Consider the following 14217-nt stretch of genomic DNA (forward strand, 5'->3'; position numbering starts at 1 on the left):
GCTAACCTGCAAATCACAAACGAAGGCGACAGATCACGAGCTACAAAAACACGACATCTTCACCCGCTACGGACAGTTGCCTCGTCGAATGCCGGTCGCCACCGGCTACTTTGCATGGGGTTGTTTTCGGCATTTTTTGGCAGCGCGGCCCCTGCGACGACCCTCGGGAGCGGCCATGCGGCGAATGGCTGCTGCCGGCACGGCTTCCGCCGCCGTGGCGGCCGGGCTAGCTTCGGCCGCGAACAGCCCGTTCAGGGCGCGCGGGGGGACGACGAGATGATGATGGGATTGAGACGATATTGGTGCCTGGCGGCGGCCGCCGCCTCGATGCTTGCGGCAATTTCCGGCGCGGCGTTTGCCCAGTCCTACCCGACCCGCAACATCACGCTGGTGCTGCCGTTCGCCGCCGGCAGCGGCACCGACACCACGACGCGGCTGATCTCCAAGGAGCTCGGGGTCGCGCTCGGCGTCGGCATGGTGATCGACAACAAGGCCGGCGCCAACGGCTCGATCGCGGCGAGCTACGTCGCCCGCTCCGCGCCCGACGGCTACACGCTGTTCGTCACGACCAACACGACGCATTCGGCCAATCCGTATCTGCTCAAGATCATGAGCTACGATCCGATCAAGGATTTCACGCCGATCGCGCGCACCGGCGACCTGCCCTTCATGCTGGTGATCAATCCGGAGATCCCGGCGAACTCGGTCGCCGACCTGATCGCGCTCGCCAAGAAAGAGCCGGGCAAATACTCCTACGCCAGCGGCTCGTCGTCGGCGATCGTCTCGGGCGCGACGTTCGCCCGCCTCGCCGGCATCGACCTGCTGCACGTGCCCTACAAGAGCTCGCCGCCGGCGCTCACCGACGTGATCGCCGGCCGCGTCTCGATGATGTTCATCGACGTCCCGACCGGTCTGCCGCACGTCAATGCCAAGGCGCTGAAGGCGCTCGCGGTCACCACCAAGCGCAAATCGGCGCTGCTGCCGGAGCTGCCGACCATGGACGAGACCGTGAAGGGGTTCGATATCACCTCGTGGCAGGGCTATCTCGGCCCGGCCAACATGCCGAAGGACATGGTCGCCAAATTGAACGCGGAGATCCGCAAGGTGATCGAGCGGCCGGACATCAAGAGCCAGCTCGCCGAGCGCGGCATGGAAGCATTTTCAGGCACGCCCGAGGAGTTCGATGCGTTCCTCAAGGAGCAGCTCGTGCTGTGGGAAAAGCTGATCACCGCCGCCGGGATCGAGAAGCAGTAGCGACGGCCCACCCACGAAGCTATCCCCGTCATCCTGAGGTGCGAGCTCTTGCGAGCCTCGAAGGATGAATCGGCCACCAGCCGGGCCGAGCATCCTTCGAGGCTCGCAAGAGCTCGCACCTCAGGATGACGGGGCTGGGCATCGGGTCGGGTAAACAAACCCCACCCTACACAACCACTGACCTTACGCCGCACGCACCTTCTGCAGGAACTCGTCGACCGCGTTGCGCAGCGCGCCGGACTGGGTGTCGAGCTCGCGGGCGTTCGAGAGCACGTCGCCGGCCGCGGTGCCGGTGGCGGCAGCCGCCGAGGTGACGCCGCCGATATGTGCCGAGATCTCGCTCGAGCCGGCTGCGACCTGCTGGATGTTGCGCGCGATCTCGCGCGTCGCATCGCCTTGCTGGTCGATCGCGGTCGAGATCGAGGCGGTGATCTCGCTCATCTGCGCGATGGTCGCGGTGATGCCGCCGATCGAGGTCACCGCCTCGCCGGTCGAGGACTGCATCGCGGCGACCTGCGCCGAGATCTCCTCGGTCGCCTTCGCGGTCTGGTTGGCCAGCGCCTTCACCTCGGAGGCGACCACGGCGAAGCCGCGGCCGGATTCGCCGGCGCGCGCCGCCTCGATGGTGGCGTTGAGCGCCAGCAGGTTGGTCTGCGCGGCGATCGAGTGGATCAGCTTGACCACCTCGCCGATCTTCTCGGCGCCGGTGGAGAGCGCCTGCACAGTCGCGTTGGTGCGCTCGGCATCGGCGACCGCCTGGCTGGCGACCTCGCTGGAGCGCGCCACCTGGCGGGCGATTTCCGCAACCGACGAAGACAGCTCCTCGGCCGCGGCCGCGACGGTGCCGACATTGTTGGAGGCGCTGTCGGACGCCGCGCCGACAGTCGCGGCGCGCGCGCTGGCATCGCTCGCGGTCGCAGTCATCGACTGCGCGGTGGTCTGCATGCCCGCGGCGGCCGACGCCACCGTGCGGACGATGCCGTTGACGCTGCGCTCGAAGTCGTTGGCGATGTTCTCCATCACCGAGCGGCGCTCGGCGGTGGCGCGGGCCTGGGTCGCGGCCTCGGCTTGCTCGAGGTCGCGGATCCGGACCGCGTTGTCCTTGAATATCTGAACGGTGGACGCCATCGCGCCGACCTCGTCGCCGCGGCCGACGCCCGGGATATCGCCCTCGAGCTTGCCGTCGGCGATCTCGCGCATGCGGCTGCCGAGCATATTAAGCGGCCGCGAGATGCTGCGACCGATCAGCCAGGCGACCGAGCCGGAGATGATGCCGATGCCGAGGATCGCAAGGCCGAGCAGCCAAGTGATCGGACGCAGCTTGGCGTCGATGTCGTCAAGATAGGCGCCGGTGCCGACATACATATCGAAGCCGGGGACCGCGACGGCATAGCCGAGCTTGCGGATCGGCGTCTCCTGGCCGGGCTTCACATATTCGTAGAAGACCAGGATATCGCCCTTCGACTTCACACCGTCCATCAGCTCCTGGGAGATCTTCCGGCCGTTGACCAGCACGTCCATGCGATTGGTGCCGATCTGCTTCGGATCGGGCGCCATCACGGTGATGCCGTCATAATTCGTGCCGAACAGATAGCCGGCGCCGTTGTCGTAGGTCATCGCATTGGCGCGCTTGCCGAACTCGGCGATCGCGGCCTCCTTGGTCATCTTGCCGGCGTCGACGTCCTTCTTCAGGCTCGCCGCCATGTTCTTCGCCATCTCGACCATCGCCTTGGTCTGATCGATGCGCGCCTGCACCATCTCCCGCTGCATCAAGTGACCGGCGAGAAAGCCGGCTGCGCACAGGCCGAGCAGAGCCACTCCCACCAGAATGCCGAGCTTGGGAGTGATCTTCATATTGGACAGCTTCACGGGGATCTCCAGGAGAGGCGGGGAACGCGGCGCGATGGGCGATGGGCGGGATTGATTCGCCTCACGGTAATGTGAGACCCTTTACCCGTTGGTTACGCTCCTTCACCGTAGAAGCCCGGAGAATTGGACGCTGCACCAACTTGTAATTGTGGAGGCGGCCGCGCGGTTCGCGTAAAAGCATGTCAGGCGGCGGCGCAAGGCCAACTCGCCCAATCAAGAAGCAAACGAGCAAGAAGCAAGAACAAGACCTCACATCGGGAGCAAGCAATGTCAAAATTCAGGGTGGTCACGCCGAAGGGCGCGAGCTTCACGGTGGCCGGCGGCGGCTACGACTATGAACGGGAGGCGCTCGACCCGATCGGCGCCGAGATCATCGAGGCGCCGGCCAACGAGGCCGAGTTCATCGCCGCGGCGAGGACCGCCGATGCGATCTACGCCAAGGGCATGCCGATCACCAAGACGGTGATCGACGCGCTGGAAAACTGCAAGGTGATCACGCTCGGCAGCGTCGGCGTCGATTCCGTCGACGTCAAAGCCGCGACCGCCCGCGGCATCCCCGTCACCAACATTCCCGACACGTTCATCGAGGAGGTCGCCGACCACGCCATGATGCTGCTGCTGGCCGGCTTCCGCCGCCTGATCGAGCAGGACAAGATGGTGCGCAGCGGACGTTGGTCCGAAGGCAGGCCGGCGCTGTTGAAGATTCCGCGGCTGATGGGCCAGACGCTCGGCTTCATCTCGTTCGGCCGCGTCGCCCGCGCGGTCGCCAAGCGCGCCGCGCCGTTTGGCCTCAGGATGATGGCCTACGATCCGTTCATCCAGGAAACGCTGATGTATGACCACGGCGTGATCCCCTCGACACTGTCGGAGGTGCTGTCGCAGTCGGATTTCGTCTCGATGCACGCGCCGGCGCGGCCCGAGGTGCACCACATGCTGACCGAGAAGCATTTCCGCCAGATGAAAAAAACCGCCGTCTTCGTCAACACCGGCCGCGGCGCCACGGTCGACGAGGAGGCGCTGATCAAGGCGCTGCAGGAGGGCTGGATCGCGCATGCCGCGCTCGACGTGCTGGAGAAGGAGCCGCCGTCGCACAACAATCCGATGCTCGGGATGGACAATGTTACCTTGACCGCCCATGTCGCCTCGGCCTCGGCACGTTTCGACGAAGCGCGCAAGCGCCGGGTGGGCTACGAATTGTCACTAGTGCTGCAAGGCATGTGGCCGGTAAGCTGCGTCAACCCGTCGGTGCTGCAAGACACCGCGCTGCGCCGCTGGCAACCTGTCAGCATGGATCGCGGTCCGAACAGTTAAGACGGTAACAACGCGTCCGCGGGCGACACGGAGAACGGTCCGTGCCCGCCGGACGGAATAACAAGACGGACGGAAGTCCCCGATTCGGCTGGGATCGGGGCGTTCACCGGCGGCTCAACGCCGGGGACAACAACAGGGAGAAATTTGAATGACCAACATCATCACCCGCCGTGACGCATTGGTGCTCGGCGTGTCCGCCGCAGCGCTTGCCGCAACAGGCGCTTCGGCGCAGGAAGCGTCGAAAGTGAAGGTGGCCGAGGCCGCCGCACCGTCGCTGCCGATCGAAAAGGGCGCGTCGATACGGATGTTGCGCCCGGTGCGCTTCGTGCAGGCCGACGAAGACGTGTTCCGCGCCAATGCCAAGAAGTTCACCGACAAGACCGGCGTCGAGATCAAGGTCGATTTCGTCGGCTGGGAAGACATCAACCAGCAGACCGCGGTGACCTCGAATTCCGGCGCCGGCCCCGACATCATCATCGGCTTCGGCGACGCGCCGCACATCTATATCGACAAGCTGATCGAGCTGACCGATGTCGCCGACTATCTTGGCCAGCGCTATGGCGGCTGGCTCGCGCTGGCGCAGCGCTACGGCATGCGCTCGAAGTCCAAGAGCTGGGTCGGCCTGCCGTTCGGCGCCTCGGGCGGCCCGCTGGTCTACCGCAAATCGCTGATCAATGCCGCCGGCTACGACAAGGTCCCGGAAGACCATGCCGGCATCCTCGAGCTCTGCAAGAAATTGAAGGCCGCCGGCAAGCCTGCGGGCTTCGCGCTCGGCAACGCCGTCGGCGACGGCAACGGCTTCGCCAACTGGCTGCTGTGGTCGCACAACGCCGCGCTGCTCGATGAGGAAGGCAACATCATCATCAACAGCAAGGAGACGATATCAGCGCTGAAATACCTGAAGGAGCTCTATCCGACCTTCATCGCCGGCACGCCGTCCTGGAACGACGTCTCCAACAACCGCGCCTACTCCTCGCAGGAAATCGGCCTGACCGCCAACGGCGTCTCGCTGTATTTCTCGCTGAAGAACGACCCGGCGACCAAGGCGATCGCCGACGACACTGAGCACCAGTTGCTGCCGAAGGGACTGGCCTCGACCTCGCCGATGTCCGGCCTCACGTTGAATGCCATGGTGTTCAAGCACTCGCAGTATCCCAACGCGGCGAAGGCGTTCCTGCAGTTCATGCTGGAGCACGAGCAGTACGAGCCGTGGCTCAACGCCAACTCGGGCTACTGGTCGCAGCCGCTGGCGGCCTACGCCGACGCGGCCGTGTGGTCGGGCGATCCCAAGGTCAAGTTGTTCAAGGACACCATGCGCAGCCCCTACTACAACGGCTACAAGGGCCCGATCTCGACCGCGACCGGCGCCGTCAACGCCGATTACGTGCTTGTGCAGATGTGCGCCGCAGTGGCAACCGACGCCGCGACGCCGGAAGCCGCCGCCGCCGAAGCCGAGCAGCGCGCCAAGCGGTACTTCCGCCGGCAGGGCCGGTAAGGGCTGGTCGCAGCCGTCATTCCGGGATGGTCCGAAGGACCAGACCCGGAATCTCGAGATTCCGGGTTCGATGCTTTCGCATCGCCCCGGAATGACGCTTGAAAGACTTTGAAGTCAGACCAGGACAAGGATCTGATGTCCGTAACAACAATATCGTCCCGCACCTACGAGCAGCGCCAGCCGAACTGGCTGGTGCGCCTGTTCGACTACAAGCCGTTCCTGATCGTGATGTGCCTTGCGCCCGCGATCGGCCTGCTCGCGGTGTTCCTGACCTATCCGCTCGGCCTCGGCATCTGGCTCGCCTTCACCGACACCACGATCGGCCAGCGCGGCGTCTTCATCGGCCTCGAGAACTTCCAGTATTTGCTCAAGGACCCGCTGTGGTGGAACGCGGTGTTCTACTCGATCTTCTACACCGCGGTCGCGACCTTCGGGAAATTCGCGCTCGGCTTCTGGCTGGCGCTGCTGCTCAACAACCACTTCCCGTTCAAGAGCCTGATCCGCGCCATCGTGCTGCTGCCGTGGATCGTGCCGACAGTGCTGTCGGCACTGGCGTTCTGGTGGATCTACGATCCGCAGTTCTCGATCATCTCCTATCTGCTGGTCGACGTGCTGCACCTCCGCGACAGCAATGTCGACTTCCTTGGTTCGCCCTGGCCGGCGCGGTTCTCGCTGATCGTCGCCAACATCTGGCGCGGCATCCCGTTCGTTGCGATCTCGCTGCTGGCGGGGCTGCAGACCATCTCGCCCTCGCTCTATGAAGCCGCGATGCTCGACGGCGCCACCTCGTGGCAGCGCTTCCGCTACATCACCTTCCCGATGATGATGCCGATCCTGGCGATCGTGATGACCTTCTCGATCATCTTCACCTTCACCGACTTCCAGCTGGTCTATGCCATCACCCGCGGCGGCCCGGTCAACTCGACCCACCTGCTGGCGACGCTGGCGTTCCAGCGCGGCATCGCCGGCGGCGAACTCGGCGAAGGCGCCGCGATCGCCGTGTCGATGATCCCGTTCCTCGTGTTCGCGACATTGTTCAGCTACTTCGGCCTCGCGCGCCGCAAATGGCAGCAGGGAGAAGCCAATGACTGACGTCACCGCCTCACCGGGCAACAGCAACGTCGCCAGCGCCACGCCCGACACGATGGCGTGGGACTCCCGCGCCCGGCGCGTGGTGATGATCTATCTGCCGCTCGCCTGCTTCATCCTGATCCTGCTGTTCCCGTTCTACTGGATGGCGGTCACCTCGTTCAAACCGAACGCGGAGCTGTTGAACTACAAGGAGCACAATCCGTTCTGGATCACCTCGCCGACGCTTCTGCACATCAAGCATCTGCTGTTCGAAACCTCGTACCCGCGCTGGCTAAAGACCACCATGATGGTGGCGATCGGCTCGACCTTCCTGTCGCTGTTCGCCTCGACGCTCGCGGCCTATGCGATCGAGCGGCTGCGCTTCCGCGGCAGTCCCTATGTCGGCCTCGGCATCTACCTCGCCTACCTGGTGCCGCCGTCGATCCTGTTCATCCCGCTCGCCACCGTGATCGTGCAGTTCGGCCTGTTCGACTCGCCGCTGGCGCTGATCCTGGTCTATCCGACCTTCCTGGTGCCGTTCTGCACCTGGCTGTTGATCGGCTACTTCAAGTCGATCCCCTATGAGCTCGAGGAATGCGCGCTGGTCGATGGTGCAACGCGCTTGCAGATCCTGCGCCGGATCACGCTGCCGCTGGCGGTGCCTGGCCTGATCTCGGCCGGCATCTTCTCCTTCACGCTGTCCTGGAACGAGTTCATCTACGCCCTCGCCTTCATCCAGAGCGGCGCCAACAAGACGGTTCCGGTCGCGATCGTGACCGAGCTGATCACCGGCGACGTCTACCAGTGGGGCGCGCTGATGGCCGGCTCCCTGCTCGGCTCGCTGCCAGTCGCGCTGTTCTACTCGCTGTTCGTCGATTACTACGTGTCGTCGCTGACCGGCGCGGTGAAGGAGTAGCGGGACGCCTTAATCGCGTTGAAGCGAGCGCAACCTATCTCCGTCACCCTGATGACGGGTTGCTTGCCCAACTTGCTCGGTGTCATCACCCGGCTTGACCGGGTGATCCAGTATTCCAGAGGCAGTGGTGATAGAGCCGAGAAGCCGCGGCGTACTGGATCGCCCGGTCGAGCCGGGCGATGACAACGGTAGATGAGGACAGAGCTTCGCATTCTCGAGGGGGCGGAAGTGAGCTACCGCGGGACGAACGCGACCGGCACGGTGAAGCCGACGGCGCCTTGCGCGACCTCCGGCGGGATCGGGGGGAATGGCTGGGCTTGGCGCACCATCGCCATCGCGCGGGCATCGAACGCCGGATTGCCGGAGGCGCCGCCGAGCCGGGTCGACAGCACCTGCCCGCCGCGGCCGAGCGTGAATGTCAGCCGGACCACGCCCCGCTGGCCACGGCCCTCCGCCGGATAGGACTGGAAGCGCATCAGGTGCGCGCGGACGCGCGCGTTATAGGCCGCGAGCGCCGAGGCTGACGCGCCGGCGCTGATCGCAGACGCCATCGGCGCCTGACGTTCGGCGCGGCTCGGCGCGCTGGTGCGCGGCGCCGGCACAGCCTCTGACGGCTTCTTCGCCTCGCGCCTGATAACCTTGGGCTTGACCGGCTCCGGCTTCCGCTCGGGAGCGATCTTTGCGGGCTCAACTTTCGGCAGTTCGGCCTGCTGCTTCTGCTCCGGGGGCGCGACCACCTCGGGCTTCTCCTGCAGCGGCGTCGGCGCGATCTCCACCTGCACGGGCTGGGCGGCTGCGGGCTCCGGCGGCGAAGCGTCGGCCTCCTGCATCGCGGGGCCCGGCGGCACCTCCATCTGCGAAATCTCGGGCGAAGACGTGATCGGCGCGAGGTCAACCAACACCGCCGGTACCGCAACGCCCGGCGGTGGCGCGGAGACCCAGCTCATGCCAAGTGCGAGCACCGCGGCATGCGCTGCCAGAATTGCGGACGCCGACAGACCCCAGCGCCGCAGCCAGACATCGTCGCCCGCGTGATGAAGAGCAAAAGCATTCATGCGCTAGCTTCGGCCGTCGAGGCCGACCAGCGCGATCTTGAGATAGCCGGCGTTGCGAAGCAGGTTCATCACCTCCATCAGCTCGCCATAGCTGACCGCCTTGTCGGCGCGCAGGAAGATGCGCTCGTCCTTCTTGCCCTGCGTGGCACCGTCGAGCGCCGAGGTCAGCGTCTCGCGCGCGATCACGTCTTCGCCGACTGCGACCGAGAGATCCGGCTTCACCGTGACGAACACCGGCCTGTTCAGCCGCGGCTGCGGCTCGGCGGTGCTCGCGGGCAGATCGACGCCGAGATCGACGGTGGCAAGTGGCGCCGCCACCATGAAGATGATCAGCAGCACCAGCATCACGTCGATGAACGGCGTGACGTTGATCTCATGCGTCTCGACCAGATCGTCGTCCGACCGACGCCGGCCGCCAAGCGCGCCGCTTGAGCCGAGCCTCGCGCCCATCGCCTACTCCGCGGCCCGCGCCAGGCGGAACAGGCTGCGGTCGCCCTCGCGGCTGACCAGCAGCATCACCATGGCTGACGCGTCGCCGAGCAGCGCGCGGTAGGCCGCGATCGAGCGCGTCAGGTGGTTGTAGATCACGACCGCCGGGATCGCCGCGACGAGGCCGAGCGCCGTCGCCAGCAGCGCTTCCGCGATGCCCGGCGCGACCACCGCAAGGTTAGTGGTGTTCGCCTCGGAGATGCCGATGAAGGAGTTCATGATGCCCCACACCGTGCCGAACAGACCGACGAACGGTGCGGTGGCGCCGATGGTGGCGAGCACGCCGGTGCCGCGCGCGATCTGCCGCGACATCGCCGCCTCGACGCGCTCGAGCCGCAGCGCGATCCGTTCCTTGAAGCCGTCATCGAGGATGCCGCCGGACAGCGCCGCCTCGCGCGCCGCCGACTGGACGATCTGCGCCACCGCATCATTGCTGTCGCGGCTCGCCTGCTCGACCTCGGCCAGCTGCGTGTCGCGCTCGAGCAGGCCGAGCCGCTGCTGGGCGAGCACGCTCTTGCGGCGGATCTCGATGGTCTTGGCGAGCCACACCGTCCAGGTGATCAGCGAGGCGATGGCAAGACCGATCATGACCGCCTTCACGACGAGGTCGGCGCCCTGGAACATGCCCCAGGGCGAGAGGTTGCGGGGCAATAGCGCATTGTCTGACGCGGCGAGGCAGGCGGTCGGAAGAAGAAGTGTAGCCATCAAGAGCGAGGCAATCACCGTCGACACCCGGCCTCCCCTCTCGAACGTCTCGCCTCGCATATTCGCCTCCACGCTTTCCAGATCGAGGGCGTCGATTGGCATCGCGCCCTCTTCACCTCGCCCCGCTTGCGGGGAGAGGTCACATCGCATCGCAGATGCGATGTGGGTGAGGGGGACTCTCCAGGCACTGCGTTCGCGGAGAGTCCCCCTCACCCCGACCCTCTCCCCGCAGGCGGGGAGAGGGAGAATCCTTCAGCCCGCCTTCGGTGCCAACCGATCCGCCAGCGCGTGGAAGCGCACGAGCTGGTCGCCGCGCAGCGCGCGCGCCTCGTCGCGACCGACGAACACCTTGAACATGATGCCGCCGTCGCGATTGATGAAGGCGATGAATGCCGACACCTTGCCCATGAAGGGCCGCTCGACGAATGCGAGCGCGGCGCAGCGCTCGTGGCGGAGATGGCCGTGCAGGCCCTTCGGCTGCATCAGGTTGAAGTAGCCGCGGCCGACCTCGCCCTTCGGGATGCTGCCGGTGAACTCGAAGATCGCATCGTCGGTGTGCACGATCAGCGTCACCTCGCCCCACTCCGCGATGTCACCCATCGCGGCCGCGAACTCGCCGGCGCCGATCCGCACCATGCCTGCGGGCAGCGCCTCCAGCACCGCGCGCGGCGAGACGTTGCGCTCGCGCGCGACGTCCTCGATGACGGCGCCGGGATTGTCGGCCATGTGAGCCTTCAGCCCGGCGAGCTCCGCGTCCAGCATCGCCGTCTCCGTCATGCTGCGGCGCTCTTCGCCCGTTCGGTGATCAGCACCTCGAAGCCCTCGAATTTGGGGTGGCCGAGATAGAGGCTGCCGCCGGTCTCGTTGCCGGCGCGGGAATGGGCGCGGCGGAAAGCCTCCGACTTGGTCCAGTCCTCGAACGCGGTCTTGCTGGCCCACACCGTGTGCGTCGCATAGAGCGTGTGGTCCTCGGCCTCGGGGCCCTTCACCAGATGAAACTCGATGAAGCCCGGCAGGTCGCCGAGATAGGATTCGCGCGTCTTCCAGACTGTCTCGAACGCCTCCTCCTTGCCCTTGATCACCTGGAACCGGTTCATAGCGATGAACATGAAAGCACTCTCCTGTTTGGCGGCGGACACCCGATGGCGGTCCTGCCGGCTGGTCTCGTTGATAGCATGAACGCGCCAAGGCCGCGCTGGGGGCACCAGCGCGGCCGGAGCAACCTGGATGGAATGATCGGCTCGTCGCGTTACGCTCCACCTAGGTGAATCTTCAACCCGGCCTTGTAGACGGTTCCCGGACCCGGGCTCGAGAACAGCACGTCGTTCTGCGTCGTGCCGTCGGTCGAAGAGCCCGGGATCGCATAGGGCCGGTAATACTGGTTCAGGAGATTGTCGACCGACGCCGTGAAGGTGATGTCCTTGGTGGCGTTCCAGGTCAGATAGAGATTGACGAGATCGTAGGCAGTCGCGGGCAGATAGCCCGCCGGCAGGTCGTTGTTGGCGCCGAACGAGGCCCACTGCGCCGACAGGATCAGCGTGCGGTCGAGCAGCCGCACGCCGGCCGTGGTCGTCACCTTGCGCGGCGTGATGGTGGCGAGCCCGACATTGGTCTGGGTGTTCTTGCCGCGCATCAGATGACCGGCGACACCGAGGAACCAGTCGCCCGCGTCATACATCGTCTCGACCTCAAAGCCCTCGATGCGGGCATGGGCGATGTTCTGGTACTGGTAGAACTGGCTGAACGAACCGAACGGCGTCCTGGTCGGTGCCGACGCCACGAGATCGATATAGCCGTCGACGTCGTTGCGGAACACGTTGATCTTGCCGCGGAACGAGTCGCTCGCCGAGAAGATGCCGTCATACTTCAGATTGACACCGGCTTCCTTGTTCTTGCCGACTTCGGGCCGCAGCGCCGGGTTCGGCAGGAAACAGAACAGCCCGCTGGTGCCGTCAGGACAGTTGAACAGCGCCGGCCCGCCGCCGGTGGCATGGCCGCCGGCGATCAGCGTCTCGGTGATCGACGGCGCGCGATAGCCTTCGGCATAGCTGAGATAGGGCGTGAACCCGGCGACCGGCGTGACACCGACCGTGATCTTCGGCGACAGCCGGTCGCCGTCGCTCGAGGTGCCGATCGAGTTGAGCTCGTAGCGATCGTATCTGAGCGCGCTGACGAGCTCGAGCCAGGTCGAATAGTTCTGCTTCAGCTGTACGAAGCCGCCGGACACCGTGCGCTGGCCGCCCGGCGTCGTGATGTTGGAGTTGCCGCGCATATCGAAGGTCTCGACGTCGTCGCGGAAGACATCGAAGCCGTAGGTCACGGCATTGCGCCAGTCGCCGAAGTTGAAGCGCGAGGTGTTGTTGACGTCGAGGCCGACGGTGTCGAGCGAATAGCCGCGCTTGTCGCCGACGCAGCCGGAGATGTTGTTGCCGGGATTGGCGAGCGTGCAGACGCCGCCGCCAGTGGTGATGCGGTTGTTGTAGGTCTTGACCTGGTCGTTGTCGATGCGGTTGCCGTAAACCGAAATGTTCCAGTCGAACAGCATGTCGTCGGGCTTGGAATATTTCCAGCTCAGCGTACCCGTGTAGTTCCTGGCGTCGGACGCATAGACCGAGGAGCCGGCGATCGCCGCCAGCGGCGCCGCCGTGGTGGTCGGGCCGCGGTTCGGCTGGCCGATATTGTACTGATAGTCCTGGAAGATGCCGCCGATCTTGAACTCGTGGCCCTCGGCCGGACGGATCGTCACCTTCATCAGGCCGGCGGCGATGTCGTTGCCGGTGTTGCCGATCTCGGTGCCGTCGCCGTCCTTGTAGTTGCCTTGGGTGCGATAGACTGCGCCGCCGAACACATCGACGTTCGGATCGGCGCGCACGCCGCCGAACACCGAACCCATGCCACGCTCCTTGTTGGTGCCGTAGGACCCACTCATGTCGACGCCCCAGCGCTCGCCGGGACGCAGCACGTCGTCGATATCCTTGGTGCGGAACGAGACCACGCCGCCGATCGCGCCGGAGCCGTAGATGTTCGCGGTCGGGCCGCGTACCACGTCGACGCCGCCGATCAGTTCGGGATCGAGGAAGAACGAGCCGTTGGCGTTGTGGCCGGTGCGTTGATAGTTCTGCCGCGCGCCGTCGACCACGACCGCGACGCGGCCGAAATCCTGCAGGCCGCGGATGTTGATCACCGTCGCGGGATCATCGCCGCGCTCCTGGAACGTCACGCCGGGCACGCTGTAGAAGATGTCGGAGGTCCGGTTCGGCTGCAGCCCCTGGATCTTCTCCAGCGTCACCGTGCTGACCGGCGCCAGCGCATCGATCGCGCGCTCCTCGGTCTTCGACGCCACGACCGTGATGGTGTCGAGCGACTGCACCGGCACCGCGCCGATCTGCGCGCGTGCATTCATCACCGGCGACGCGGCCTGCTGCACGGCTTGCGGCTTCGGTTTGCGCTTGGCCTGTTTCGGCAGTTCGGCGGCCGGACTCGCAGTGGATGAATCCGCAGTCTGCGCGTGACTGCGCTCCGGCAGCGTTGCCGTAAATGAAAACACCGACGCGCCCAAAATCAGGACGCGCGAATACCTAGCCCCGTCAGCCATAACCCCAGCCCGATGATCCCTGTTCTGGTTTGGCTGGCGTGCGCTCTAACGAGCGGCTTGCTGGCTAACGCATTGCAATGCGGGCCCTCGCCCGCATCCGTCACGATTGGTTACGTCCCGGCAACAAAGCGGTCAAGAATGCGGCGGCGCTGTTTACATCGATTGTAAAACGCGGCTGTTGGAATGCGGCTTTGCCCACTTATACAAACAGCAAACGTTTGAAGATTTTCGAGGCGCAGCACCAGCACAATGTCGGCACCTTCCGGAGACAATATCGGCGCGGCCGGCAAGCAGGCGGAGATCGCTGCCGACACAGGCAAGACGCTCATCATGCGCGGGAATCGTCTCGACAGCCGCGAGCTGTTCGCGGCCGATCGCGAGATCATCATCGCGCATGGCGAGGAGACTTACCGCCTGCGGCTGACCTCGCAGAACAAGCTGATCCTGACCAAATGAC

The 14217-nt window shown here is 65.3% G+C and carries 13 protein-coding genes; 6 read left to right on the forward strand and 7 right to left on the reverse strand.

Translation table 11 applies throughout. From position 1 onward, the window contains the following. Positions 1-276: 276 nt before the first annotated feature. Complete coding sequence (locus JQ633_RS34570; RefSeq protein ID WP_211990304.1) at positions 277-1254, forward strand: tripartite tricarboxylate transporter substrate binding protein; 978 nt, start codon at positions 277-279, stop codon at positions 1252-1254. A 183-nt stretch (positions 1255-1437) separates the two neighbouring features. Here JQ633_RS34570 and JQ633_RS34575 read toward each other — a convergent pair whose 3' ends face one another. Beyond that, positions 1438-3123, reverse strand: a complete 1686-nt coding sequence (locus tag JQ633_RS34575) for a methyl-accepting chemotaxis protein (RefSeq protein WP_211990305.1) — start codon at positions 3121-3123, stop codon at positions 1438-1440. A 267-nt stretch (positions 3124-3390) separates the two neighbouring features. Here JQ633_RS34575 and JQ633_RS34580 point away from each other — a divergent pair, with 267 nt between their 5' ends. The 4 genes from JQ633_RS34580 to JQ633_RS34595 all read left to right on the forward strand — a co-directional run bounded on the left by JQ633_RS34580 (position 3391) and on the right by JQ633_RS34595 (position 7916). Beyond that, a complete protein-coding gene (locus tag JQ633_RS34580) occupies positions 3391-4434 on the forward strand; it encodes a C-terminal binding protein (RefSeq protein ID WP_211990306.1) in 1044 nt (347 codons plus the stop codon). A 148-nt stretch (positions 4435-4582) separates the two neighbouring features. Then, on the forward strand, positions 4583-5929 hold the full coding sequence (locus tag JQ633_RS34585; RefSeq protein WP_211990307.1) for an ABC transporter substrate-binding protein: 1347 nt from the start codon (positions 4583-4585) through the stop codon (positions 5927-5929). A gap of 135 nt (positions 5930-6064) precedes the next feature. Next, positions 6065-7021, forward strand: a complete 957-nt coding sequence (locus JQ633_RS34590) for a carbohydrate ABC transporter permease (protein ID WP_211990308.1) — start codon at positions 6065-6067, stop codon at positions 7019-7021. Positions 7022-7073: 52 nt separating this feature from the next. Beyond that, positions 7074-7916: a carbohydrate ABC transporter permease gene (locus JQ633_RS34595; protein WP_433995722.1), complete on the forward strand. Its 843-nt coding sequence runs from the start codon at positions 7074-7076 to the stop codon at positions 7914-7916. A 233-nt stretch (positions 7917-8149) separates the two neighbouring features. On the opposite strand, the gene JQ633_RS34600 is transcribed toward JQ633_RS34595, so the two are convergent. The 6 genes from JQ633_RS34600 to JQ633_RS34625 all read right to left on the reverse strand — a co-directional run bounded on the left by JQ633_RS34600 (position 8150) and on the right by JQ633_RS34625 (position 13760). Continuing rightward, entirely contained in the window at positions 8150-8971 is an 822-nt protein-coding gene (locus tag JQ633_RS34600; RefSeq protein ID WP_211990310.1) for an energy transducer TonB family protein, read from the reverse strand. Between the two features lie 3 nt (positions 8972-8974). Continuing rightward, positions 8975-9421, reverse strand: a complete 447-nt coding sequence (exbD, locus tag JQ633_RS34605; protein ID WP_211990311.1) for a TonB system transport protein ExbD — start codon at positions 9419-9421, stop codon at positions 8975-8977. A gap of 3 nt (positions 9422-9424) precedes the next feature. Further along, positions 9425-10165, reverse strand: coding sequence for a tonB-system energizer ExbB (gene exbB, locus JQ633_RS34610; RefSeq protein ID WP_249159878.1), 741 nt, complete (start codon positions 10163-10165; stop codon positions 9425-9427). 252 nt (positions 10166-10417) lie between these two features. Then, a complete protein-coding gene (gene hutX / locus JQ633_RS34615) occupies positions 10418-10927 on the reverse strand; it encodes a heme utilization cystosolic carrier protein HutX (RefSeq protein WP_211990332.1) in 510 nt (169 codons plus the stop codon). A gap of 11 nt (positions 10928-10938) precedes the next feature. Next, positions 10939-11274, reverse strand: a complete 336-nt coding sequence (locus JQ633_RS34620; protein ID WP_211990312.1) for an antibiotic biosynthesis monooxygenase family protein — start codon at positions 11272-11274, stop codon at positions 10939-10941. Between the two features lie 140 nt (positions 11275-11414). After that, a complete protein-coding gene (locus JQ633_RS34625; RefSeq protein ID WP_211990313.1) occupies positions 11415-13760 on the reverse strand; it encodes a TonB-dependent hemoglobin/transferrin/lactoferrin family receptor in 2346 nt (781 codons plus the stop codon). 249 nt (positions 13761-14009) lie between these two features. On the opposite strand from JQ633_RS34625, the gene JQ633_RS35325 reads away from it, so the two are divergent. Then, the gene (locus JQ633_RS35325) at positions 14010-14216 is read left to right on the forward strand and encodes a hemin uptake protein HemP (protein ID WP_249159875.1); all 207 of its coding nucleotides are present in this window, start codon (positions 14010-14012) and stop codon (positions 14214-14216) included. The last annotated feature ends 1 nt before the right edge of the window (position 14217 follow it).

The organism is Bradyrhizobium tropiciagri, from assembly GCF_018130505.1.
Classification (GTDB): Bacteria; Pseudomonadota; Alphaproteobacteria; order Rhizobiales; family Xanthobacteraceae; genus Bradyrhizobium; species Bradyrhizobium tropiciagri_B.